This is a genomic window from Necropsobacter rosorum, assembly GCF_964241405.1.
Classification (GTDB): domain Bacteria; phylum Pseudomonadota; class Gammaproteobacteria; order Enterobacterales; family Pasteurellaceae; genus Necropsobacter; species Necropsobacter rosorum.
In genome coordinates this window covers 124,665-148,478 of record NZ_CAXSXF010000005.1, presented here as the reverse complement: position 1 = coordinate 148,478, position 23,814 = coordinate 124,665, and the positions used below count along the sequence as shown (strand labels likewise).

20 protein-coding genes are annotated in these 23,814 nt (G+C 49.2%); 15 read left to right on the top strand and 5 right to left on the bottom strand.

From position 1 onward, the window contains the following. A complete protein-coding gene (locus ACESOH_RS10090) occupies positions 1-807 on the top strand; it encodes an ABC transporter ATP-binding protein (protein ID WP_373101004.1) in 807 nt (268 codons plus the stop codon). Between the two features lie 52 nt (positions 808-859). Beyond that, the gene (locus tag ACESOH_RS10085; protein WP_373101002.1) at positions 860-2,449 is read left to right on the top strand and encodes an FAD-binding protein; all 1,590 of its coding nucleotides are present in this window, start codon (positions 860-862) and stop codon (positions 2,447-2,449) included. Between the two features lie 76 nt (positions 2,450-2,525). Here ACESOH_RS10085 and ACESOH_RS10080 read toward each other — a convergent pair whose 3' ends face one another. The 3 genes from ACESOH_RS10080 to ACESOH_RS10070 form a co-directional block, all read right to left on the bottom strand. Further along, positions 2,526-3,914, bottom strand: coding sequence for a DASS family sodium-coupled anion symporter (locus ACESOH_RS10080; protein ID WP_032093806.1), 1,389 nt, complete (start codon positions 3,912-3,914; stop codon positions 2,526-2,528). Positions 3,915-4,108: 194 nt separating this feature from the next. Then, positions 4,109-4,609: a ribonuclease E activity regulator RraA gene (rraA, locus tag ACESOH_RS10075; protein WP_032093805.1), complete on the bottom strand. Its 501-nt coding sequence runs from the start codon at positions 4,607-4,609 to the stop codon at positions 4,109-4,111. A gap of 52 nt (positions 4,610-4,661) precedes the next feature. After that, the gene (locus tag ACESOH_RS10070; RefSeq protein ID WP_032093804.1) at positions 4,662-5,567 is read right to left on the bottom strand and encodes a 1,4-dihydroxy-2-naphthoate polyprenyltransferase; all 906 of its coding nucleotides are present in this window, start codon (positions 5,565-5,567) and stop codon (positions 4,662-4,664) included. A gap of 108 nt (positions 5,568-5,675) precedes the next feature. On the opposite strand from ACESOH_RS10070, the gene tsaA reads away from it, so the two are divergent. Next, complete coding sequence (gene tsaA / locus ACESOH_RS10065; protein ID WP_373101001.1) at positions 5,676-6,401, top strand: tRNA (N6-threonylcarbamoyladenosine(37)-N6)-methyltransferase TrmO; 726 nt, start codon at positions 5,676-5,678, stop codon at positions 6,399-6,401. Positions 6,402-6,870: 469 nt separating this feature from the next. Continuing rightward, positions 6,871-7,905 carry a porin gene (locus ACESOH_RS10060; RefSeq protein WP_373101000.1) on the top strand — a complete coding sequence of 345 codons (1,035 nt, stop codon included), beginning with the start codon at positions 6,871-6,873 and terminating at the stop codon, positions 7,903-7,905. Positions 7,906-8,034: 129 nt separating this feature from the next. On the opposite strand, the gene kdgR is transcribed toward ACESOH_RS10060, so the two are convergent. Beyond that, positions 8,035-8,832, bottom strand: a complete 798-nt coding sequence (gene kdgR / locus ACESOH_RS10055) for a DNA-binding transcriptional regulator KdgR (RefSeq protein ID WP_032093801.1) — start codon at positions 8,830-8,832, stop codon at positions 8,035-8,037. 246 nt (positions 8,833-9,078) lie between these two features. On the opposite strand from kdgR, the gene kduD reads away from it, so the two are divergent. The 8 genes from kduD to ACESOH_RS10015 all read left to right on the top strand — a co-directional run bounded on the left by kduD (position 9,079) and on the right by ACESOH_RS10015 (position 18,348). Further along, positions 9,079-9,834, top strand: a complete 756-nt coding sequence (gene kduD, locus ACESOH_RS10050) for a 2-dehydro-3-deoxy-D-gluconate 5-dehydrogenase KduD (protein ID WP_032093800.1) — start codon at positions 9,079-9,081, stop codon at positions 9,832-9,834. Positions 9,835-9,886: 52 nt separating this feature from the next. After that, positions 9,887-10,528: an RpiB/LacA/LacB family sugar-phosphate isomerase gene (locus tag ACESOH_RS10045; RefSeq protein ID WP_032093799.1), complete on the top strand. Its 642-nt coding sequence runs from the start codon at positions 9,887-9,889 to the stop codon at positions 10,526-10,528. A 61-nt stretch (positions 10,529-10,589) separates the two neighbouring features. Further along, a complete protein-coding gene (locus ACESOH_RS10040; RefSeq protein ID WP_373100999.1) occupies positions 10,590-11,531 on the top strand; it encodes a sugar kinase in 942 nt (313 codons plus the stop codon). Positions 11,532-11,540: 9 nt separating this feature from the next. Next, positions 11,541-12,182, top strand: a complete 642-nt coding sequence (locus tag ACESOH_RS10035) for a bifunctional 4-hydroxy-2-oxoglutarate aldolase/2-dehydro-3-deoxy-phosphogluconate aldolase (protein WP_373100998.1) — start codon at positions 11,541-11,543, stop codon at positions 12,180-12,182. Positions 12,183-12,199: 17 nt separating this feature from the next. Beyond that, complete coding sequence (locus ACESOH_RS10030; RefSeq protein ID WP_032093796.1) at positions 12,200-12,523, top strand: cupin domain-containing protein; 324 nt, start codon at positions 12,200-12,202, stop codon at positions 12,521-12,523. 400 nt (positions 12,524-12,923) lie between these two features. Next, complete coding sequence (locus ACESOH_RS10025) at positions 12,924-15,140, top strand: right-handed parallel beta-helix repeat-containing protein (protein ID WP_373100997.1); 2,217 nt, start codon at positions 12,924-12,926, stop codon at positions 15,138-15,140. Positions 15,141-15,371: 231 nt separating this feature from the next. After that, entirely contained in the window at positions 15,372-17,108 is a 1,737-nt protein-coding gene (locus tag ACESOH_RS10020) for a sodium:solute symporter family protein (RefSeq protein WP_373100995.1), read from the top strand. Positions 17,109-17,184: 76 nt separating this feature from the next. Next, positions 17,185-18,348 carry an oligogalacturonate lyase family protein gene (locus tag ACESOH_RS10015; protein ID WP_373100994.1) on the top strand — a complete coding sequence of 388 codons (1,164 nt, stop codon included), beginning with the start codon at positions 17,185-17,187 and terminating at the stop codon, positions 18,346-18,348. Between the two features lie 189 nt (positions 18,349-18,537). On the opposite strand, the gene clpB is transcribed toward ACESOH_RS10015, so the two are convergent. After that, positions 18,538-21,108: an ATP-dependent chaperone ClpB gene (clpB, locus tag ACESOH_RS10010; protein WP_373100993.1), complete on the bottom strand. Its 2,571-nt coding sequence runs from the start codon at positions 21,106-21,108 to the stop codon at positions 18,538-18,540. A gap of 231 nt (positions 21,109-21,339) precedes the next feature. On the opposite strand from clpB, the gene dapF reads away from it, so the two are divergent. The 3 genes from dapF to xerC are packed head-to-tail and all read left to right on the top strand — an operon-like array spanning position 21,340 to position 23,808. Then, complete coding sequence (dapF, locus tag ACESOH_RS10005) at positions 21,340-22,164, top strand: diaminopimelate epimerase (protein WP_032093791.1); 825 nt, start codon at positions 21,340-21,342, stop codon at positions 22,162-22,164. A gap of 58 nt (positions 22,165-22,222) precedes the next feature. Next, positions 22,223-22,921, top strand: coding sequence for a DUF484 family protein (locus ACESOH_RS10000; protein ID WP_032093790.1), 699 nt, complete (start codon positions 22,223-22,225; stop codon positions 22,919-22,921). Further along, positions 22,921-23,808 carry a tyrosine recombinase XerC gene (gene xerC / locus ACESOH_RS09995; protein WP_373100992.1) on the top strand — a complete coding sequence of 296 codons (888 nt, stop codon included), beginning with the start codon at positions 22,921-22,923 and terminating at the stop codon, positions 23,806-23,808. Before ACESOH_RS10000 ends, xerC begins: the two co-directional genes overlap by 1 nt. Positions 23,809-23,814: the final 6 nt, after the last annotated feature.

Sequence of the window (23,814 nt, the reverse complement as noted above, 5' to 3'; positions counted from 1 at the left end):
ATGAGCATGAAAGTCATCAAAGAACAGCCGATTATTCAACTGGAAGATATCGTGGTGCAGTTTCCTTCCCGCGACGGCACATTGTTTAATCCCAAAAAATTCACCGCAGTCGGCGGCGTCAGCCTGGCGATCAGCGCGGGCGAAACCGTCGGGCTGGTCGGCCAGTCCGGCTGCGGCAAATCGACCTTGGCCGGCGTGATCATCGGCTTACAGAAACCGACCGCCGGCATTGTCAAGTTCAACGGGTTACAGATGAAATACGGTAGTGCGGAAGCCCGTAAACAGTTCGGGCGTCAGGTTTCGGTGATTTTTCAGGACCCGGCCACCGCATTAAATCCAAGAATGCGGGTGCTGGATATTTTAAAAGATCCCATGGATATTCATAACGTGCTGAAACCCCACGAACGGGAAAAACGGGTTTACGAACTGCTGTCCCGCGTCGGATTGCCGCGTTCGGCGGCGCTGGTGGAACCGACCCGTTTATCCGGCGGCCAAAAACAGCGCGTGGCCATTGCCCGTGCGTTGGCGTTAAGTCCGAAACTTATCGTGGCGGACGAGCCGACATCGGCACTGGATGTTTCCGTGCGTGCCCAGGTGTTGAATTTGCTGTCGGATCTGAAAAAAGAATTAAACCTTGCGATGGTATTCATTTCCCACGACTTACAAACCGTACGACAGGTTTCCGATCGGATTATCGTGATGAACGGCGGTCTGATTGTCGAGCAGGGCAAGGCATCGGAGGTGTTTGATCATCCGCAGCAGGCCTACACCCAAATTCTGCTCAATGCGGCGCCGTCTTTACTGTAACGCCGATGGGCGACGGCAGGTGCTTATCCGCCTGCCGTGTTAGGTTGTCATTATGCACGCATGCAAGATTACACAATACATTGACACCGATGTACTGATTGTCGGTGGCGGTATCGCCGGGCTGGCCTGTTGCGTGGAGGCGGAAAGCCGGCAGCTGCATTCAACCTTAATCTGCAAAACCGTGCTCGGCAGCGGCGCCAGTTATTTTCCGCTGAAGGCGACATTGGGCATTCAGGTCAGTGGCGGTCAGCAGGATTATGCCCGCTTTCAGGAAGACATTAACCGCGTCAGTCACGGGATGAACGATCCTGCTATCGTCCGTGCTTATATTGAACAATCCGCCCAGTCCGTCGAATTGTTGACCTGCATCGGTTTCCGTCCGTGGCGGCGCAATGATGACCGGCCGGCCTGTTTTGCTCAATACAGCCGACCAATCTATCTGATTGACCAATGGCAGGCGTCGGCTGCACAAGCCGCCCGAATTATTGCCGCACAACCGAACACCGCACTTTATGAACACACCACGCTGCTACACATTGTTACGGAGAATAATCAGGTACGCGGCGCGATTTTATGCCGGCAAAAGTGCGGTCGGATTTTTTATATTTTTTGCCGCACCCGGCATATTATTTTAGCCGCCGGCGGGATCGCCGGTTTATATAAAGATAATCTTTATCCGGCGGATATTATCGGCTCCACGCATTATGTCGCGCAGCAGGCCGGCGCGCAGTTGGTTAATCTTGAATTTATTCAGTTTATTCCGTCTTTCACCGAACCTAAATATAAAGTGTTATTCGGTGAACATACCTTAAAATATGTCCGTCAGGTTACCGACAGTCACGGCCGGGATCTGTTTGCTCACCTCAGTGCGCCGCAGTTTCAGGCGCTGATGCGCGCGCGCAGCGATTACGCCCCGTTCAGTACGGATTTTCCCGGTGTGGAATTTGATCTGACCATGATGCGCCATCTGTTGCTCCACCCGCAGGAAAAGGGCGTTTATCTGCATTATTCGCCCGCACTTTATCAGGATCGCACGGAATTTTATACAGTGTATCTCCAATGGCTCGAACGGGAAGTGGGGATCAATCTGTGCCGGGATAACATTGCCATCCGCCCCTTTGCTCACAGCTGCAACGGCGGCATTAAAATCGATCACTACGCGCAAAGTGCGGTAAACGGCTTATTTGCCGTGGGCGAAGTGTCCGCCTGCATTGAAGGCGCCAATCGTCTGGGTGGCAATTCCGTCGGCGGCAGTCTGGTGTTTGCCAAAAGAGCGGTGCAAAAAATCAAACAAAATCCGGCGTGCCATATTGCCGGGGATAATCTTGATTATGCCGATCGCGTGCAGGCTTATTTTGCCGGTTTAGCCAAGCCGAACGGCGATCCGGCGCTGTCCGGCTCCGCCGTGCTGCGCACCGTGCGCGAGAATATGACGCGGTTTGCCAATGTTTACCGTACGCCAGGCAATTTAGCCCGCCTGTCGGCAACACTGAATGAACTGGAAACCCGTTACTGCCCGCTGCATTATGCCGGCGAGCAGGGCATTGAGATTTATAATGCGCTGAAAACCGCACAGGAAGTGGTGCGCCACATGCGTCGCCGGACGCAAAGTCTGGGCGCTCACCACATTGTTGCGGATTAATGGTTTGGCGTTTTCGCGGCAAAAAAATAGCGAAGTGTCCTTCGCTATGGTCTGAGAAGCGGATTTTAGCGATCGGCTAAAACCAGAACAGGTAGGCGGTTGTCGCGATAACCAGCACGCATAAAATATTCAGCACCACGCCGGCGCGAACCATTTCTCTCTGTTTCACTTCACCGGTACCGAAGACAATCGCATTCGGCGGTGTCGCTACCGGCAGCATAAAGGCACAGGAAGCCCCTAAACCGATAATTAAGGCTAAGCCCAGTTCCGGCATACCCAGCGACTGCGCGATGGAAATAAAAATCGGCACCAGCAACGCCGCACTTGCCGTATTTGAAGTAAATTCGGTTAAGAAAATAATAAACGCCGCCACCAGCAAGCCGATAAGATAGAAATGACCGCCTTCAATCATGAATACGATACCATCGGCCAGAATTTTACTGGCACCGGAATCTCTCAGCACCGCACTTAAAGTTAAACCGCCGCCGAACAGCATTAATACGCCCCAATCGGTATTTTCCTGCAACTGTTTCCAAGAAGCGACCCCGGTGATACAAATAATCACCGCCGCCAGCAATGCCACCACGCTGTCAAAGCTGCCGATTTTTTTCGTCATACCGAGCAGCGAAGACAACAGCGGATTGATCTGACTGCTGAACACCCAGCAGGCGGCGATAACGATGAAAATGACCAGCGTTGTGATTCGCTGCGTATTCATTTCGATTTTTTCGAAGCTTTGCTCAAAACGCAGGTTCAGTTTCGGTCTGAAAACCAGATACAGCGTACCGATCATCACCGGCATCAGAATAATGGCAACCGGCAGACCATACCATAACCAATCGGAAAAGGTTAATTTCAGCTGAGAAGCCACAATGGCATTCGGCGGGCTGCCGACCAGCGTCCCCATGCCGCCGATACTGGCGCTGTAAGCGATTCCCAACAGCACGAACACATAGGTGTTATGATTTTGAGTTTTATCCATCTGGCTTAATATCCCCATCGCCAGCGGCAGCATCATCGCGGCCGTTGCGGTATTACTCATCCACATCGATAAAAATGCGGTGATGGAAAACAGATAAATCACCGCGACAAATAAATTTCCTTTTGCCAGCGTCATGATTTTGCCGGCGATCATGCGATCAAGTTTTTGAATATGCAGCGCCGTGGCGAGGGCAAAACCGCCGAAAAATAAAAAGATGGTCGGATCGGCGAACGCCACCAACGCATCTTTGGTCGCCACCAGACCGAGCCCGATTGCCAGCAACGGAACCAGCAATGCCGTAATGGTGACGTGTAACGCCTCGGTCAGCCATAACACCGCAATGAAGACGAGTAAAGCTAACCCCTTATTCGCTTTCGGATCAAACGGCAATACATTCAGTAAAATAATAAACAACACGATATCGACTAAAAAAATAATCGCACTTTTATTCAATGTTGTTTTTGTCGGTGAAGTTGAATTCATAATCATATCCTTAAACGAATAAACCCGGATAAAAACCTTGTCCTGCGAAAACGGACTTTATGACGTTATCAAGTTGTTAAAAAAAAGCAATGATTTTTTTATGGTTTTTTGAACTTCATCAGAAAAAATCACAAAAAAATACGGCGGCTCAAACAGAGCGGCCGTATTTTATCCGACAGTACGCGCAGTAAAGGTTATTCTTCCGTCGCCTCTTCCAGCTCCAACGGTTCCTGAGACAGGATAATACCGGTTAAATCCGCATAGACATAATCTTCCGGGAAGAAGGTCACCCCGCCGAAATTTACCGGCACATCCGCTTCGCCGGCCGTATTATCATCTGCGCTGACCGGAATCGGCGCCAAAGCCTGAATACCGATATCAATATTTTCCAGCTGCTGCAACTGGCGCACCGCGCCGTACACGATAATGCCTTCCCAGCCGTTATCGGCGGCCAGACGTGCCAGCTCCGCGTCAATTAATGCCCGGCGCACGGCACCGCCGCCGTCAATCAGCAACACCCGGCCTTCACCGTTCTCTTCCAAAATCTCGGCAATCAGTCCGTTGCTTTCAAAACATTTTACCGTCGTGATTTTGCCATAAAACGAACTCAAACCGCCAAAGCTTGAAAAAACAGGTTCGACGACATCAATCTGATCCAGATAAATATCGCAAAGTTCCGAAGTATCAATATACATAAGCGTACCCTTTAATGTAAGCTGAAAATCAGCCGTTAGTATATGCTCTTTTTTAGCCCGCAAGCAAGCCGAAACTGAACAACAGACTGGTCAGCAGTGCGAATAACGACATTTGTGCCAGCATCGGACGCAACCGGTGCGGATCGTCATGGCGGTAAACGAAGCGCGCATGTTGGATTAACAACGGAAAGGCACACACGAAAGCAAAGCTGAACCAGTGCCGGAAATACAACGCCGCAAACAACAAATAGCATCCGGCCGCCGCCGCCAATAAGGCGCAATGATACAGCCGCCCGCGCCGTGCACCCAAACGCACCGCCAGCGTATTTTTGCCGGCCTTCCGATCCTGCTCAATATCGCGCAGATTATTGATATTCAGCACCGCCGTGGCGAGTAATCCGGTTGCCGCCGCCGGTAAAAAAACGGCCGGTTGCAACGTGTGAGTCTGCAAATAATAACTGCCGCCTACGCCCAGCAAACCAAAAAAAACAAACACCGAAATATCGCCTAATCCCAAATAACCGTAAGGTTTTTCTCCCACCGTATAAGTGATTGCCGCCACAATGGCCGCGCCGCCCAGCAGCCCGAAGGCAATCAGATCCGCCAGATTGCGATAAGCCGCCGCCAGCAGTAAACTGCCGCTGACAAGACTGGCAACAATCACCGCCAGCAAGCCCAGTTTAAGCTGTGAGGCGCTGATGACGCCATGCTGAATGCCGCGTAAAGGGCCGATGCGCTCGGCCGTATCCGAGCCTTTCTGGTAATCGCCGTAATCATTGGCGAAATTCGATAAAACCTGCAATAACAACGTGGTCAACAGGCACAATAAAGTAATACGCCAGCTGAATCCCCCGCTGCGATAGGCTAAAGCCGCGCCCATAATAATTGACGCCGCGGCAAGAGGCAGGGTTTTCGGTCTTGCCGTTTCTATCCACATTTTAAATGTGTCTTTGTTCATAATGTTCACTTAATTTCAGAAAAAAGTCTTTTTTTTACCGCACTTTGCGTACAATAATGGCATATTCTACAAGTTTATTGCGTGCTTTTTAACTGTTTTAAGGAAAATATGTCGGATTCATCCCTTCAATTACAGCCGGTTGCCATTATCCGCACCCCGTACAAAGAAAAATTCTCCGTTCCCCGCCAGCCTGATTTAGTGCAGGACGGAGTCGGCATCGTCGAATTGCTGCCGCCTTATAATCAGGCGCAGGCGGTTCGCGGTTTGGAACAATTTTCTCACATTTGGCTGATTTTCCGGTTTGATAAAATTCCTGCCGGCAAATGGCAGCCGACCGTGCGCCCGCCCCGCTTAGGCGGGAATCAGCGCGTCGGCGTGTTTGCCTCCCGTTCCACCCATCGCCCGAATCCGCTGGGCTTATCCAAAGCGGAACTGCGCGGTATCGAATGCCGTAACGGCCGTGTTCTGCTGCATCTCGGCGCCGTCGATTTAGTGGACGGCACTCCGATTTTCGACATCAAACCCTACATCGCCTATGCCGACAGTGAACCGGCGGCAAAATGCGGTTTCGCACAAAGCAAACCGCAGGCGCGGTTGCAGGTGGAATTCACGGCGCAAGCCCTCGACCGTGCGCAGAAACTGGAGAAAAAATACCCGCACTTTATCCGTTTTATCCGCCAGATTATCCAGCAGGATCCCCGCCCCGCCTATTTGCAGGGCAAACCCAGCGAACGCATGCACGGCATCGCCTTATATGAATTTAATATTCGCTGGCGAATCAAAAAAAGTGCGGTCAATATAGCGGAAGTTTTGGCGGTTGAGCCATGGGTATAAAATAGCGCGTTGCGACATGCCGATGAGCGTGGTTATCTCCGCATATGAAGCGGTGATATTATGACGGCGCAAAAAACACGTTCCGAACCGTCTGCCGAGTTAATCGGTGTGACGCTTATCACATTTTAAAACAATGTTTTAAAAATATTTAATTTGTATTTATATTTTTTCATTTTAAATTATTAATGGAAAATATAATCGATTAAAATCAAAGAGTTATATTTTTAAACAACAACCCAGTAACAAAAGTTTTTTGTATAATTATGAGTTTGATCACATTTTGAAACCGAATTTTATTTTGTTAAGTTATTGATATATCAAGAAAATATAATTATCCCCTCGGTTGACAAGCAGACTGTCTTTGCCTACATTGCAGCGGAGAACAACAGCATTTCCGTTCTTTCCTGAAAACTTCTCCATGATATGCGGTTTATATCATTAAATCCTAACTCCCTTAACGTGAGGCACTATGCAAAAAACACTTATCGCATTCAGTATTATGGCAACGGCAGCAGGCGCGGTAAACGCGACGACGATTTATCATAAAGACGGAACAAAAATTAACCTTGACGGGCGTCTTTCGCTGGAAATCGCAAATTTCAGTAATAAACGGACGGATCTGATTGACAGAGGATCGCGTTTACGCCTCCACGCCTATCAGGATATCGGCAGCGGTTTTAGCGCGCTGGCAAATGTCGAGTTTCGCTTCAGCAATGACAATATCGGTGACAATCTGCATACTAAACGGTTATATGCCGGTATCCGGCACAAACAGGGCACGCTGACGTTCGGTAAACAGGCATTGCTGGGCGATAGCATCGGTTATTCCAATTTTACTTACGAATTAGGCAAAATCGCCAAACTCACCACCGCAGCGGATAAATCGGTCAGTTTTCTGAGCGGAGAATTTAACGGATTCCGTTTCGGCGCCGATTATTTATTCGGCAGCGCCGCCAAACATGCGGATAACGATCGCGACAAGGAAAAATTATCGGATAAAGGCAATGGATTTACGCTGGCACTGTTCTACCGGCAGAAATTTGAGCAGTTGACCGTTGAAGCCGCCGGCGGATACGGCGAGAAAAAAGACGGTAAGCTTGCCAGTAATGAATATACGCAAAAACTGGCCGGCACATCCGTGCGTTTCGCTTATGGCCCGGCGGCAATCGGTTTTGACTGGGCGCACGCCAAATCACCGGCCGGTCATGCTGATCATCGATTTCGTATCGGGCGCGCAAAATTTGAAAAATTAAATCAATTTGAGCTGGGTATGAAATATCATCTGACGGAACAACATAAAGTCTATGCCGAATACCTTTGGGGCACCGGCGAGACAAAAGGAAAGGCCGACGGCGATTTTAGCGGATGGTTTCTGGGCGCCGATCATAAATTTAATCAATATGTTGTGATTTATGTTGAGGGCGGTACTTTCAAAACCAAACAGGCGGGCAATACGCTTGAAAAAGAAAAACGCATCGCATTGGGATCGCGCGTTTATTTCTGATAATCGCTGGCGGTCAAAACGATCTGTTAGATTAAAATTTCATATGGAAATCATAAAGTTATTTAGCATAACAATAACAAAGGCGGTAAATTCACCGCCTTTTTATGCCGTAATGCTGATTTGTTTGCGCTATAGTGCGTCCGCAATCGGCGGATAATGATGATAGCCTAACTGTTCGGACACTTTTTTACCGGCATATTGCAGCAGACTGACCAGATGCGGCAGTTGTTCTTCTTTAAAACGGATGGTTGGTAACGAAATAGAAATGCCGGCGATAATTTTCCCGAACCGGTTATACACCGGCGCGGCGATACATCTTAAGCCCGGTTCCTGTTCTTCATTATCTTCCGCATAATGCTGGCGCCGCACTTTATCCAGTTCCTGCTCGAGCTGCTCGATATTTTCCAGCGTTTTTTCGGTATGTTTGATGAAAACGACGTCTTTCAGTATTTCCTGCACTTCCGCATTACTGTAATCGGACAGCAGCACTTTTCCGATCGCGGTACTGTATAACGGATTGCGTCGCCCGATACGGGAGTGCATTCTTAAGCTGTAGTTGGAATCGATTTTGTGCAAATAAATGATTTCATTGCCCTCTAACATGCCTAAGTGCAGCGTTTCATTCGTTTGCTTGGCAATGTGGGCCATTTCCTTATTGGCCAATGTGATTAAATCCACATATTCCAAGGATTTGGCGCCGACCTCAAACAGCTTTAAGGTTAAGCTGTATTTATCCGTTTCACCTTCCTGCGAGACGAATCCCAGCGTTTTCATGGTCTGCAAAAAACGGTATGTCGTACTTTTAGACATCATTAATCGTTGTGCCAGATCGGTAATACCGATTTCTTTTTGTTCGGCCAGCGCCTCAATAATTCCAAAAACCTTTAATACTGAAGAGACTGCTTCCGGTTGCGTTTCTTTTTCCATGGTGTTCCACACGTCATATATGATTATGGTTGAACGAAATTCTGCTATAAATGGTACAAATAATAGCATAAAAAGTTTTTTTTAGAAAAAAACTTACGCGAGCAGAAAATTAATCTTAAAATTGAAATATTGTTTCATATTTATTGTAATATATTTTTATTTGAGTATAATGCCTATCATACAGAGGAAATAGCGAATATGCTATTTCGCCTGAATTCAACATACTCAACCCAAAGGAGACACAAGATGAACTTATTTGATCTAACCGGAAAAGTCGCCGTAGTCACCGGTTGCAACACCGGCCTCGGACAAGGTATGGCATTAGGTTTGGCACAGGCCGGCTGTCATATTGTCGGTGTTAATCTGGTCGAGCCGTTAGAAACGAAAGCAAAAATTGAAGCGGCAGGGCGTCAATTCGTGAATATTGAGGCAAACCTGATGAAGCAGGACGACCTGGCCGGCATCATCGAAAAAGCCGTTGCGGCATTCGGTAAAATTGATATTTTAGTCAACAACGCCGGCATTATCCGTCGTGAAGATGCGATTGATTTCAGCGAACAAAACTGGGACGACGTCATTAATATCAACTTAAAAACCGTGTTCTTCCTGTCGCAATTGGCGGCAAAACAGTTTATTAAGCAAGGTCACGGCGGTAAAATCATCAACGTTGCGTCAATGCTTTCATTCCAGGGCGGTATCCGCGTGCCTTCCTATACGGCCTCAAAAAGTGCGGTGATGGGGATTACCCGCGCCATGGCGAACGAATGGGCGAAATATCATATTAATGTAAACGCGGTGGCGCCGGGCTATATGGCAACCGACAATACCGCCGCTTTGCGTGCCGATGAAGCCCGCAGCAAAGAAATTTTAGACCGCATTCCTGCCGGTCGCTGGGGAACGCCGAGCGATTTAGTCGGCCCGTGCGTATTTCTGGCTTCCGCCGCGGGGGATTATGTGAATGGTTATACCGTTGCGGTTGACGGCGGCTGGCTGGCAAGATAACGCCGCACCGCAATAATTCGTTTTCGATTCAATTAATTAATAGGTGAATATAATGAAAATTGCATTAATGATGGAAAACAGTCAGGCAGCCAAAAATGCGATGATACTGAAAGAATTAAAAAATGTGGTCGATCCGAAAGGCTACGAAGTGTTTAACGTCGGGATGTCCGATGAAAATGATCATCACCTGACCTACATTCATTTAGGGATTATGGCCAGCATTCTGCTTAATGCGAAAGCGGTGGATTTTGTGGTTACCGGCTGCGGCACCGGCCAAGGCGCGATGATGTCGCTTAATATTCATCCGGGCGTGGTATGCGGCTACTGCCTCGACCCCACCGATGCGTTCCTGTTCTGCCAGATTAATAACGGCAATGCGTTGGCCTTAGCCTTTGCCAAAGGGTTCGGCTGGGGCGCGGAATTAAATGTGCGTTATATGTTCGAAAAAGCCTTTACCGGTGTGTATGGCGAAGGCTACCCGGCGGAACGTAAAGAACCGCAGGTGCGCAACGCCGGTATTTTAAACCAAGTCAAAAGTGCGGTGGTAAAAGATAACTATTTGGATACCTTACGCGCCATTGACCCGGCATTAGTGAAAACGGCGGTCAGCGGCGAACGTTTCCAGCAATGTTTCTTCGCCCATTGCCAAGACAAAGAAATCGAACGGTTCGTCCGCGATATTCTGGCTAACTAATCAATGTGCAGCAAACCTGTTTATCCCGCATAAGCAGGTTTGTTTGCATCGGGAGCAGGCAATGAAAAAAATCGCGATTATCGGCGAATGTATGATTGAACTGAACGGCGAACCGTTCGGCAAGATGCGCCAGACTTACGGCGGCGATACGCTGAATACGGCGACTTATTTAGCGCGCGTCAGCTCAAGCCGGCAGTTTGACATTCACTATGTGTCGGTATTGGGCACGGATAAACTCAGTCAAGGCATGCTTCATCACTGGCAGGATGACCATATTCGTACCGATCTGGTCTTGCGCGATGAACGCCGACAGCCGGGATTGTATCTGATTCAGCTCGACCGGCAGGGCGAACGCACGTTTCTTTACTGGCGCAATCAGTCCGCCGCCCGCTATTTATTGCAGCATAACGATTATCCCCGGATTCTGGCACAGCTGGAACAGATGGATATGATTTATCTGAGCGGGATTTCGCTGGCCATTTTACCGCCGCCGGATCGCATCACCTTCATCGGCCAGCTTAAACGGCTGGCGCAGCAAGGGGTTGAAATTGCGTTTGACAGTAATTATCGCCCGAATTTATGGGCGTCGTTAGAAGAAACGCAGCAAATTTATACCGCACTTTTGCCCTTTGTCAGTCTGGCATTGGTCACCTTTGACGACGAACAGGCCGTCTGGCAGGATGAAAACGCACGACACACCGTCCGCCGACTGAAAGCCTCGGGCGTCAAAACCGTGGTGGTGAAACAAGGTAAGTGCGGTGCGTTTTTCAGCAGTTTTAGCGGCGAAGAACAACATATCGAGGCGGCTACCGTTGAAAACGTGGTTGACACCACCTCGGCGGGCGATGCGTTTAACGCCGGATTTTTAAACGGCTATCTGCAAAATAAACCCTTAGCTTGCTGCTGCCGGCAAGGTAATGCGCTGGCCGGCGTGGTTATCCGGCATAAGGGCGCGATTATCGACCAAGCCGCGACCGCACATTTTATTCATCAGTTTAATTAGGAACCTGTTATGAGTGATACGACAGCACAACTTATTGACAAACTGGCGCAGCTGAAAGTGGTGCCGGTGATTGCCCTGGAGCAGGCGGAAGATATTCTGCCGCTTGCCGATACTTTGGCGGCCAACGGCTTGCCGGTGGTGGAAATCACATTCCGTTCCGCGGCGGCGGAAGCGGCGATTCGACTGCTGCGCCGGCATAATCCGGCCATTTTGATCGCCGCCGGTACGGTACTAACGCCGGATCAGGTGGTACGCGCCAAAAATGCCGGTGCGGATTGTATCGTCACACCGGGCTTTAACCCGCGCATCGTACGGCTGTGTCAGGCGCTGAATATTCCCGTCACACCGGGCGTGAACAATCCGATGGCGATTGAAGCGGCGCTGGAAATGGGGATCCGCGCCGTCAAATTCTTCCCGGCGGAAGCCAGCGGCGGCGTGAAAATGATCAAAGCGCTGCTCGGCCCTTATGCGCAATTACAAATCATGCCTACTGGTGGGATCAATGTGCATAATATTAACGATTATCTGGCAATCCCAAATATCGTTGCCTGCGGCGGCTCCTGGTTTGTGGACAAATCGTTGATCGCCGCGAAAAACTGGGACGAAATCGGACGTCTGGTGCGCGAAGTGGTTAATCTGGTGAAATGTTAGCGAAATAAGGAGACAGGATGTTTGTCTATAACAAAACTATTCCGCTTGAGGATCTCGGCGGCGGCGTAAAACGTAAAATTCTCGCTTACAGTGAGAATATTATGGCGGTGGAAGTGCATTTTGAACAGGGTGCCGTCGGCGCGATGCACAATCACCCGCACGAACAATTAACTTATGTGTTATCCGGCAGTTTTGAATTTACTATCGGTGATGAGACCAAAACCGTCAATGCCGGTGATGTGTTATACAAAGCGCCGAACGTGATGCACGGTTGTGTCTGCCTGCAACCGGGTGTGCTGCTGGATACGTTCACCCCAATGAGACAGGATTTTATCAAATAAAAACTACACCGCACTTTTCGCTTTTGCATTGGGCGCTGTTATTTTGCCGAAAACACACAACATTTTGGGTGTAAGATCGTGCATATCTGCATTTAATCACAAACACTTGTCGGGCGGTATCATACCGCCTTTTTTTATCTTTTTGGTGAAATCTAAAATATCAATTCTTTAAAAATAAAATTATATTTCAAATTTAAGATAGTGATCACATTTTTTCCTTTTTAGCCGTGGTACATTGTCGGCGCTTAATCGAATTATCAACAGGGTTATCCATGTTTTCCTGTACCGATGCGATTAGGAATACCTCACACCGCCAAACACTATGTCATCACAGCTGATAGGCGATTTTTTACAGGATCAGCATATCGGTTGTATTTAACGGAAATTCAGGAGATTATTTATGTCCAATAAAACGCTGGCTTCTCTTTTTTATTTCGTATTATTCTCGGCATCCGGCATGAGCGCCGCGGTCAACCCGAGTGATCTGGTATGGAAAAGTGTCACTTTCGGTCAATCTACCGATTTAAACTTCGGTTCGACCATTCTGCCGGAAAAGGTCGGCATCAATCAAACCACCGTAAACGGCATGCCGGTAAAAGACGGCGCATTAGCGCCCCGTTTTACCATTGAAAGCCGCGGCGGCAAGCTGGCGAATTCTCATGAAGGGGTTACTTATTATTATACCGAACTGCCGATTAATACGAATTTTGTGATTTCGGCCGATGTGTATCTCGATCAGCTCGGGCCGGAAACCGGCGCCAAACCGAACCGTCAGGAAGGCGCCGGCATTATGGTGCGCGATATTATCGGCAAACCGAGAGACGTCCCGCAGCCCGTCGGTTATGAGGAATTTCCCGCCGCGTCCAATATGGTGATGAATTTATTACGCAGCAATGCCAGAGAGCATAACGGTAAAGTGAATATCAACGCCTCTTACCGCGAGGGTATTAAAGAACCGTGGGGCAGTGCGGGGAATAAATTAGTCCGCGAAGATTATGCGGAAGGCATTGATTTTAATCACCGGCAGTTACGGTTAACGCTGGAAAAAAATGATCAGGGTTTTGTTCTCACCTCTCGCCAGGGTGAGCAAGAGTATAAAAAGGTGTTGGATAACGTGAATCCGGGTATTCTCGCCAATCAGAATGCGCAAAAACAATATTTGGGCTTCTTTGCCTCCCGCAATGCGAAAATTACCGTGGAGAATGTCGAGTTGCGGTTAAGCGAGGGGAAAAGCGTGGCGCCGGCTCAATTTACGCCAAAAACATTGCCGTTAATTGTCAGCATTGAATCGCCTCGCAAGGCGTCCGGCACGGAGTATGTTTTTCAGGCGCGGGCGAATTATGACGGACGGTTCGTGCTGACCCAGGACGGCAAACGGATATTGACGTCATCCTTAATTAAAGCCGGTGAATTTATGCCGCACAATCTTAAATTGGATCGCAACAAAACCGAAATAAGGGTGCAATTCATACCGCAAGCAAACCTTAAGGAGAAAGGCTTTGAGACGACGTTCAGCATTGAACGATCTCATATCAAACAGCCTGACTTATTATATGTCGCCCCGAACGGTACGGCGGGCGGCGACGGCTCGGCACAAAAACCGTTGGATTTAAGCACCGCACTTCAGCTGTTAGCGCCGGGCGGTACTATTCAGTTACAGCCGGGTGAGTATCCCGCCATTGAAATCCGTGCCGAGAGCAGCGGCTTAAAAGGCGCGTTGAAAACCCTTAAAGGGGTGAAAAATCAGGTGAAATTTGTCGGCGAACTACAGCATAAAGCCAGCTTCTGGAATGTGGAAGATATTGAAGTGGACGGCGCCAGTCTGATCGTTCACGGCAGTTATAACCATTTCAACAATATCGTTACGCACGGTGCGCCGGATACCGGCTTCCAGATTACGTCGCCGGAAAAAATCGGCAGACCGTTATGGGCCAGTCATAACATTGTAACCGACAGCATCAGTTTTAATAATATGGATGATTCCCAAATCAACGCCGACGGTTTTGCGGCGAAAATGCGGGTCGGCGACGGTAATACTTTTATTCGTTGTATCTCGCACCATAACATTGACGACGGCTGGGATCTGTTCAACAAAGTGGAAGACGGCCCGAACGGTGTCGTCACGATTAAAGATTCCATCGCGTTTATGAACGGACAAACCCTGACGGTGAAAAGTAAAAGCGCTTCTATCGGTAACGGTTTTAAACTGGGCGGCGAAGGCATTCCGGTGCCGCATGTGATCACAAACAGTCTTGCCTTCCGAAACAATATGGACGGTTTTACTGATAACTTTAATCCGGGCACGTTCACCGTGGCGGATAACGTCGCGATTGACAATAAACGCTTTAATTTTCTGTTCAGAAAAAGCCCGTATGAAAAAGGCCCGAAACAAGGCACTTTCACGCATAACCGTTCTTTCCGTTTCCATCAGGCAAGTCAGTATCCGGATGTGGTAAACGGTGACGTAGTAATCGATAACGCTTTTTTAGCGACGACGGACATGACGCCGGTGCAAACCGATGTGATGCAAAAACTGCGGGAATTAACTCAGATAGCGTTTTCTGACGATAACAGCGGTCTGGAAGAGGTGAAGAAAATTCAACAATTATTGCGTTAATTCATCGAGTTATTCCGCTAAAATAACAGGGCATCAGATTTACTGCCCTGTTTTTATTTGGGGCGCCAATAAATTTTATCAACAAAACAAAACACATAAAATTAAAATACAAAACATTGAATCTATAAAAATAAAACAATGTTTTAAATAATAGATATTGATCACATTTTTTTATTTTCTTCTATGCTAAATTGAACGCCGGTAATAAGACATTATTGGAGGCGTTATCTCATGACTATTGATTATTTAGTGATAGCCGGTTACTTCTGTATCATTGTGGCAATCAGCTTAGTATTTAAAAAAATGGCCAGTAACAGTACCAGTGATTACTTCCGCGGCGGCGGTAAAATGTTGTGGTGGATGGTCGGCGGTACTGCATTTATGACCCAGTTCTCCGCCTGGACCTTCACCGGCGCGGCCGGTAAAGCGTTTACCGACGGTTTATCCGTTATCGCGGTGTTTGTGGGCAATATGGTCGCTTATGTTTTCGCGTATTTCTATTTTGCCAAACGCTTTCGACAAATGCGCGTCGATACGCCGACAGAAGCCGTCGGACGTCGTTTCGGTGCAACGAATGAGCAATTCTTTACTTGGGTGATCATCCCGCTCAGCGTAATTAATGCCGGAGTGTGGCTGAACGGTTTATCCGTTTTCGCTTCTGCGGTATTTGATGCGGATATCACCGTCACCATTTATGTCACTGGTATTTCGGTATTATTAGTGTCTTTGCTCAGCGGTGCCTGGGGTGTGGTGGCATCCGATTTTGTACAAATGCTGGTGGTTGCCGTCATTTCCGTTGCCTGTGCCGTCGTCGGATTAGTCGTCGTCGGCGGGCCGGGTGAAATCATTGAAAAATTCCCGGGCGGTTTTGTTTCCGGCCCGGATATGAATTATCCGTTGATTCTTGTGTGTACCTTCCTGTTTTTTATCGTAAAACAGTTACAAAGTATCAACAATATGCAGGAATCTTACCGCTTTTTAAACGCAAAAGATTCCAACAACGCCAGCAAAGCCGCGATCTTTGCCTTACTGCTGATGTTATTCGGTACGATTATCTGGTTTATTCCCCCTTGGGTTACCGCAATTATTTATCCGGATGCGGCGCAGGCTTATCCGGAACTGGGCAAAAAAGCCTCGGATGCGGTCTATCTGGTCTTTGCGCGTAATGTGATGCCGATCGGTACCGTCGGATTATTAATGGCGGGGTTATTCGCCGCCACCATGTCATCCATGGACTCCGCGTTAAACCGCAACTCCGGTGTGTTTGTGCGCAGCTTTTATTCACCCATTGTGCGGAAAGGCAAAGCGGACGATAAAGAATTATTACGCGCCGGTCAAATTGTGTGCATTGTGAACGGTATTTTGGTTATCTTAATGGCACAATTTTTCAACTCATTGAAACATTTGAGCTTATTCGAATTAATGATGCAGGTTGCAACCTTGTTGCAATCCCCGATTCTGGTGCCGCTATTCTTGGGCATTATTATCCGTAAAACACCGAAATGGGCGCCTTGGGCCACCGTAGTATTCGGGATGTTCGTGTCATGGTCGGTGGTGCAAGTCTTCACTCCGCAATATGTCGCAAGCTGGTTCGGCGTAGAAGATTTAACCAAACGGGAAATTTCCGAACTTAAGGTCATCATCACCATCGCGGCGCATTTATTCTTTACCGCCGGCTTCTTCTGTTTAACCATGCTGTTCTATAAAGAAGACAACGATGACAACAAAGCAAGACGAATCGCCTTCTTTAACGATGTGGATCGCGAATGTATCGCCGTAGAAGGTCAGGATGAAATCGACCGTGTCCAGCGTCAAAAACTCAGTACGTTAGTATTGATTATGGCGGCAGGTTTATTATTAATGGTATTTATTCCGAATCCGATGTGGGGCAGAATACTGTTTGCGGGCTGTGCGTTGGCTATCTTTGCGGTCGGTTACGGATTAAAACGCAGCGCGGCAATCAAATAAATTTCATTTGCGGCAATAAACCGGCGTCGGCTCGTTTATTGCCCGCCTGATGATAAACCAGATTAAGGACGTATTTATGGCTAAAGGAAACACAATCCGCTTGCAGTTCGAATCGTTTACGGATTCGGATACGCAAACTAAAATCACCCGTCTGACGCCGAAAGCGGTCAGCTGTCACCGCAATTATTTCTATCAGAAATGCTTTACCAAAGACGGCAATAAGTTACTGTTTGCCGGTGATTTTGACGGCAATCGCAATTATTATCTGCTGGATCTGCCGACGCAAACGGCAACCCAACTGACCGAAGGAAAGGGCGATAATACTTTCGGCGGTTTTATCGCCGCGGACGATAACTCCTTTTTCTATGTCAAAAATGAATCCAGTTTACGGCAGGTGGATTTGCACACGCTGGAAGAAAAGGTGATTTACACCGTGGATGAAAAATGGAAAGGTTATGGCACTTGGGTGGCCAATTCCGACTGCACGAAACTGGTGGGAATCGAAATTCTGAAATCCTGCTGGCAACCGTTGACCGACTGGGATAAATTCAAAGCCTTTTATCATACGCATCCCACTTGCCGTTTAATTAAAGTGGATATTTTAACCGGCGAACTGGCTGTGGTGCATCAGGATAACGTGTGGCTCGGTCATCCGACTTATCGCCCGTTTGACGACAGCATTATCGGATTCTGCCATGAAGGCCCGCATGATTTGGTGGATGCCCGCATGTGGTTTATCGATCAAGACGGCAGCAACCTCAGAAAAGCCAAAACACACCGGCCGGGCGAATCCTGCACCCATGAATTCTGGGTACCGGACGGCTCGAAAATGATTTATGTGTCTTATTTTAAAGGGCAAACCGAACGTGTGATTTACAGTGTCGATCCGGTGAGCTTAGACAATACCCGTCTGATGACTATGCCGCCGTGCTCACATTTAATGAGTAATTTCAACGGAAATTTACTGATTGGCGACGGTTGCGATGCGCCGGTCGATGTTGATGACAGCAACAGTTATCATATCGAAAATGATCCGTTCCTGTATCTGTTCGATATCGCCAAACAACGTATCGTTAAAGTCGCCAAACACAATTCGTCCTGGAAAGTGCTGGACGGCGATCGCCAAATCACCCATCCGCATCCATCATTTAACCCGGATGATAGCGCCGTATTATTCGGCAGTGATTTTGAAGGTAAACCGGCAATTTATCTGGCGGATATCAGCCAAATAACCGGCTAATTCTGTACGGAAAAAATAATGAAAAAAACGACCGCACTTTTTCAACCCAAGTGCGGTCGTTTTTTCGAGCGTTTTGAGGCATATAACAGAAAAAATCGGCGCGTGAACAATGCGTTATGCGACGCGCAGATTTTTGGCAACGATCCGGGCAGGTTTTGCCCGGAGTTATGGCGCAATGATGCGCTTGTGTTATTGCGTGGCAACGATTTTTCCATCGACCGCATCAATGCTCACCGCTTTACCCGGCAGCAATTTGCCGGATAAAATCTGTTGCGCCAGCGGATTTTCCACCTCGTTTTGGATGGCGCGTTTAAGCGGTCTTGCGCCGTAAACCGGGTCGTAACCGATTTCACTGATGAAATCCAGCGCGTTATCGGTAAACCGGATTTGATAGCCGTGACCGTCCATCCGTTTGACCAGCCGTGCCAGCTGAATCTGCGCAATGGCTTTGATGTTGGCTTTACCAAGCGGGTGGAATACCACGGTTTCATCAATACGGTTGATGAATTCCGGGCGGAAATGCTGACTGACCACGCTCATGACCAGCTGTTTCATTTCGCCGTAGGTTTCGTTGGTACCGCCCTGAATCAAATCGGAACCCAGATTCGAGGTCATGATCACGACCGTGTTGCGGAAATCCACCGTTCTGCCCTGACCGTCGGTTAAACGACCGTCATCCAGCACTTGCAGCAGAATATTAAACACATCGTGATGGGCTTTTTCCACTTCATCAAGCAGAATCACGGAATACGGCCGACGGCGCACCGCTTCGGTCAGATAACCGCCTTCTTCATACCCCACATAGCCCGGAGGCGCGCCCACTAAACGGGAAACGCTGTGTTTTTCCATAAACTCGGACATATCGATCCGCACCATGGCGTTTTCGTCGTCAAACATAAAATTCGCCAGGGTTTTGCACAATTCGGTTTTACCCACCCCGGTCGGCCCTAAAAACAGGAATGAGCCGATCGGACGGTTCGGATCCGATAATCCGGCACGGCTGCGGCGAATCGCGTTTGCCACCGCCACGACGGCTTCGTCCTGACCGACCACGCGTTTATGCAGTTCGTTTTCCATGCGCAACAGTTTTTCTTTTTCGCCTTCCATCATGCGTGAAACCGGAATGCCGGTGGCGCGGGAGAGCACCTCGGCGATTTCTTCGTCGGTGACACGATAACGCAGCAAGGTCATCTCCTTACCTTCGGAGGTTTCCGCCTGCGCCAGCTGTTTTTCCAGTGACGGAATCACGCCGTATTGCAATTCGGACATGCGGTTTAAATCACCGGCACGCCGCGCCTGTTCCAGTTGGGTGCGCGCGTTTTCCAGTTCCGCCTTAACATGCTGCGTGCCGGATAGGGCGGCTTTTTCACTTTTCCACACCTCTTCCAGTTCGGCATATTCCCGTTCTTTTTCCGCCAGTTCTTTTTCCAGCATGTCTAGCCGTTTACGGCTGGCGTCATCGTCTTCTTTCTGCAATGCCTGCTGTTCCAGTTTCAACTGGATAATACGGCGATCCAGCCGATCCAGCGGTTGCGGTTTGGAATCGATTTCCATCCGGATACTGGAGGCCGCTTCGTCGATTAAGTCGATGGCTTTATCCGGCAGCTGACGGTCGGAAATATAGCGGTGAGAAAGGGTTGCCGCCGCGACGATCGCCGGGTCGGTGATCTGCACATGATGGTGAATTTCATAGCGCTCTTTCAGCCCGCGCAGGATCGCAATGGTATCTTCAACACTCGGTTCGTCCACAAACACTTTTTGGAAACGGCGTTCCAGCGCGGCGTCTTTTTCAATATACTGACGATATTCGTCTAATGTGGTGGCGCCCACGCAGTGCAGTTCACCGCGCGCCAGCGACGGTTTCAGCAGGTTGCCCGCATCCATCGCGCCGTCGGTTTTACCGGCACCGACCATGGTGTGAATTTCGTCGATAAACAAAATAATCCGGCCTTCTTCTTTCGCCAGTTCGTTTAACACGGCTTTCAAACGTTCCTCAAATTCCCCGCGGTATTTCGCCCCGGCGATCAGCGCGCCCATATCCAGCGACAGCACCCGTTTGTTTTTCAGCCCTTCCGGCACTTCACCGTTGACGATACGCTGCGCCAATCCTTCCACAATGGCGGTTTTCCCCACGCCCGGTTCGCCGATAAGCACCGGATTGTTTTTGGTACGGCGTTGCAGCACCTGAATGGTGCGGCGGATTTCCTCATCACGGCCAATCACCGGATCAAGCTTCCCGCTTTCCGCCCGGGCGGTTAAATCAATGGTATATTTTTCCAATGCCTGACGGCTGTCTTCCGCATTCTGGTCGTTCACCTGTTGTCCTCCGCGTATGTGTTCAATCGCTTGCTGTAAACGTTCTTTTTTTGCACCGCACTTGCGCAGTATATCGCCCAAACTGCCTTTATCGTCCAGCACCGCCAATAAAAACAGCTCGGAAGAAATAAATTTATCCTGCTTTTGCTGCGCCAGTTTATCGCACAGATTGAGTAAATTCAGCAGCGCGCGTGAAATCTGCACATCGCCGCCGTTGCCCGAAACCTGCGGCAGACGATTCAGCTCTGCGTTTAACTCGTTACGCAATAAGGCGAGATTGACCCCGCCGGCGGTTAAAATCGGCGCCACCGAGCCGCCCTGCTGATTGAGCAGCGCGCTCATTAAATGCACCGGTTCAATAAATTGATTATCCTTCCCCAATGCCAGAGACTGCGCTTCCGCCAGTGCCTGTTGAAATTTGGTGGTAAATTTTTCAATATTCATAAAATCCTCCGTTCGATGTTCATTCCGTATAAACGGACGTCTCATTGATGGAATGTAAGTAATACCTAATTTGCCGATTTCAAGGCACAGTGACGAATATTTTTAAATAAAATCTATTAATTTGAAAAATTCAATAGGGAACACTTTACATCGAAAGCAATGATTATTTACTCATTATCGGTTGCTGATTATAATGCGGGGCAATCGCGACGAATTTTTAAGGACGGAAACATGCAGTTTTCCAAAATGCACGGGCTGGGTAATGATTTTGTGGTGGTGGATGCCGTCACGCAAAACGTTTATTTCCCGACCGAAACCATCAAAAAACTGGCGGATCGCCACCGCGGTATCGGCTTTGACCAATTGCTGATTGTCGAACCGCCTTATGATCCCGAACTGGATTTTCACTACCGCATTTTCAATGCCGACGGCAGCGAAGTGGCGCAATGCGGCAACGGCGCACGCTGTTTCGCCCGTTTTGTCACGTTAAAGGGGCTGACCAATAAAAAAGAGATTGCGGTCAGTACGGCGAAGGGCAAAATGCTGCTCAGCGTAAAAGAAGACGGCACGGTTCGCGTTAATATGGGCGAGCCGGTGTGGGAGCCGGCGAAAATTCCGTTTAGCGCCAATAAATTCGAGAAAAATTATATTCTGCGCACGGCGATCCAGACCGTGCTGTGCGGCGCGGTGTCGATGGGTAATCCGCATTGCGTAGTGCAGGTGGAGGATATCAGCCGCGCCAATGTGGCGCAGCTCGGGCCATTGCTGGAAAGCCACGAACGTTTTCCGGAGCGGGTGAACGCCGGTTTTATGCAGGTGGTGGCGCGCGATCATATTAAACTGCGGGTTTACGAACGCGGCGCGGGCGAAACGCAGGCGTGCGGCAGCGGTGCCTGTGCCGCCGTGGCGGTGGGGATTATGCAGGGCTTGCTGGATTCGCGCGTGCAGGTGGATTTACCCGGCGGCAGCCTGACCATTGAATGGGCGGGCGAAGGCCGGCCGCTGTATATGACCGGCGATGCCACCCATGTTTATGACGGCGTGATAAGACTGTAAAAACGTGCGAAAAATCCACCGCACTTTTATCGTGCCGATAAGTGATAAGGTGATCAGAATGAACGAGCCATTAACCGAACAGCAAATCGCACAATACCTCGAACAGCATCCGGATTTTTTCGCCTCTCATCTGGCGCTGCTGGACAGCCTACAGGTTAACCACAGGCAGCAGGGGACGCTGTCATTAATTGAGGTGCAGCTGGAACGTCAGCGCCAACGCATAAAAGAACTGGAAAGCGAGCTGGCCTTTTTCGGCAGGCTGGCGAATCAGGAACAGGATATTTTTCTGGCCTTAATGCCGTTGCAGCAACAACTTAGCGCCTGCCGGCAGCTGAGCGACGGCGTTGCGGTGCTCAATCGTTGGGCGCAAAAATGGGAACTGCAACAGGCGAAAATTCTGCTATTTAATGACAGCTGGCAAAAACACGCCGCCATCGGCGAACCCTACTGGCTGGATCGCAACGCTTTCGAGCTCATCCGGCTGGAACGTTTCGGTCTGCGCCATTTTTATCTCGGTCAAATGAGCAACCGGGAAAAAAGCCTGTTATTTCTGCCGGAAGAATTTCCCGTCGGCTCGGTGGCGTGCTGTTTGCTGGGCGCCAAAACCGGCGTCAAACCGACCGCACTTTTGCTGTTCAGCGCTCATGACAGGCTGCATTTTCACAACGGGCAGGATACCACTTTTCTCAAACACTTAGTGGATATTGTCACCTTGCATCTACAACGCTGGCTGGCCAATTATGCGGAGAATCTGTAATGCAGGCGCTGCTGCAAAGCTATTGGAATTATCTGCGCATTGAGCGTCAGCTCAGCCCGCATACGCTGAGTAATTACCAGCGCCAGCTGACGCGCATCGTCGAATTGTTGCGGCAAAACGGTATTGAGAGCTGGCGACAGGTGACGCCAAGCGTGGTGCGGTTTATTCTGGCGCAAAGCCGCAAAGACGGGCTGCACGAAAAAAGCCTTGCCCTGCGCTTATCTGCGCTGCGCCGCTTTCTCGGCTATCTGGTCAGCCAAGGGGAGTTGCAAGTTAATCCCGCCGTCGGTATTTCGGCACCGAAGCAGGCCAAACATTTACCCAAAAACATTGATGCGGAGCAGGTGCAGCGGCTGCTTGCCAATGACAGCAAAGACCCCATTGATCTGCGCGATAAAGCCATGATCGAGCTGATGTACAGCGCCGGTTTGCGTTTATCGGAATTACAGGGATTAAATCTGAACAGTATTCATACCCGCGTACGAGAAGTGCGGGTGATCGGGAAAGGCAATAAAGAACGGATCTTACCCTTCGGGCGCTATGCCCTGCACGCCATTCAGCAATGGCTGAAAGTGCGGTTGTTATTTAATCCGAAAGATGACGCCCTGTTTGTCAGCGCACTCGGCAACCGCATCTCGCACCGCGCCATTCAGAAACGCATGGAAATCTGGGGCATCCGGCAAGGGCTGAACAGCCATTTAAACCCGCATAAACTGCGCCACTCCTTCGCCACCCATATGCTGGAAAACAGCTCGGATCTGCGCGCGGTACAGGAATTGCTGGGGCACAGCAATCTGTCCACCACTCAGATCTACACCCATTTGGATTTTCAGCATCTGGCTCAGGTTTATGATGCCGCCCATCCGCGCGCCAAACGCAAAAAATAGGAAAAC

What these genes read in the sequence shown, in the direction of transcription:
- ACESOH_RS10090 (WP_373101004.1), top strand. Translation starts at nt 1, where the DNA reads ATGAGCATGAAAGTCATCAAAGAACAGCCGATTATTCAACTGGAAGAT.
- ACESOH_RS10085 (WP_373101002.1), top strand. Translation starts at nt 860, where the DNA reads ATGCACGCATGCAAGATTACACAATACATTGACACCGATGTACTGATT.
- ACESOH_RS10080 (WP_032093806.1), bottom strand. Translation starts at nt 3,914, where the DNA reads ATGAATTCAACTTCACCGACAAAAACAACATTGAATAAAAGTGCGATT.
- rraA (WP_032093805.1), bottom strand. Translation starts at nt 4,609, where the DNA reads ATGTATATTGATACTTCGGAACTTTGCGATATTTATCTGGATCAGATT.
- ACESOH_RS10070 (WP_032093804.1), bottom strand. Translation starts at nt 5,567, where the DNA reads ATGAACAAAGACACATTTAAAATGTGGATAGAAACGGCAAGACCGAAA.
- tsaA (WP_373101001.1), top strand. Translation starts at nt 5,676, where the DNA reads ATGTCGGATTCATCCCTTCAATTACAGCCGGTTGCCATTATCCGCACC.
- ACESOH_RS10060 (WP_373101000.1), top strand. Translation starts at nt 6,871, where the DNA reads ATGCAAAAAACACTTATCGCATTCAGTATTATGGCAACGGCAGCAGGC.
- kdgR (WP_032093801.1), bottom strand. Translation starts at nt 8,832, where the DNA reads ATGGAAAAAGAAACGCAACCGGAAGCAGTCTCTTCAGTATTAAAGGTT.
- kduD (WP_032093800.1), top strand. Translation starts at nt 9,079, where the DNA reads ATGAACTTATTTGATCTAACCGGAAAAGTCGCCGTAGTCACCGGTTGC.
- ACESOH_RS10045 (WP_032093799.1), top strand. Translation starts at nt 9,887, where the DNA reads ATGAAAATTGCATTAATGATGGAAAACAGTCAGGCAGCCAAAAATGCG.
- ACESOH_RS10040 (WP_373100999.1), top strand. Translation starts at nt 10,590, where the DNA reads ATGAAAAAAATCGCGATTATCGGCGAATGTATGATTGAACTGAACGGC.
- ACESOH_RS10035 (WP_373100998.1), top strand. Translation starts at nt 11,541, where the DNA reads ATGAGTGATACGACAGCACAACTTATTGACAAACTGGCGCAGCTGAAA.
- ACESOH_RS10030 (WP_032093796.1), top strand. Translation starts at nt 12,200, where the DNA reads ATGTTTGTCTATAACAAAACTATTCCGCTTGAGGATCTCGGCGGCGGC.
- ACESOH_RS10025 (WP_373100997.1), top strand. Translation starts at nt 12,924, where the DNA reads ATGTCCAATAAAACGCTGGCTTCTCTTTTTTATTTCGTATTATTCTCG.
- ACESOH_RS10020 (WP_373100995.1), top strand. Translation starts at nt 15,372, where the DNA reads ATGACTATTGATTATTTAGTGATAGCCGGTTACTTCTGTATCATTGTG.
- ACESOH_RS10015 (WP_373100994.1), top strand. Translation starts at nt 17,185, where the DNA reads ATGGCTAAAGGAAACACAATCCGCTTGCAGTTCGAATCGTTTACGGAT.
- clpB (WP_373100993.1), bottom strand. Translation starts at nt 21,108, where the DNA reads ATGAATATTGAAAAATTTACCACCAAATTTCAACAGGCACTGGCGGAA.
- dapF (WP_032093791.1), top strand. Translation starts at nt 21,340, where the DNA reads ATGCAGTTTTCCAAAATGCACGGGCTGGGTAATGATTTTGTGGTGGTG.
- ACESOH_RS10000 (WP_032093790.1), top strand. Translation starts at nt 22,223, where the DNA reads ATGAACGAGCCATTAACCGAACAGCAAATCGCACAATACCTCGAACAG.
- xerC (WP_373100992.1), top strand. Translation starts at nt 22,921, where the DNA reads ATGCAGGCGCTGCTGCAAAGCTATTGGAATTATCTGCGCATTGAGCGT.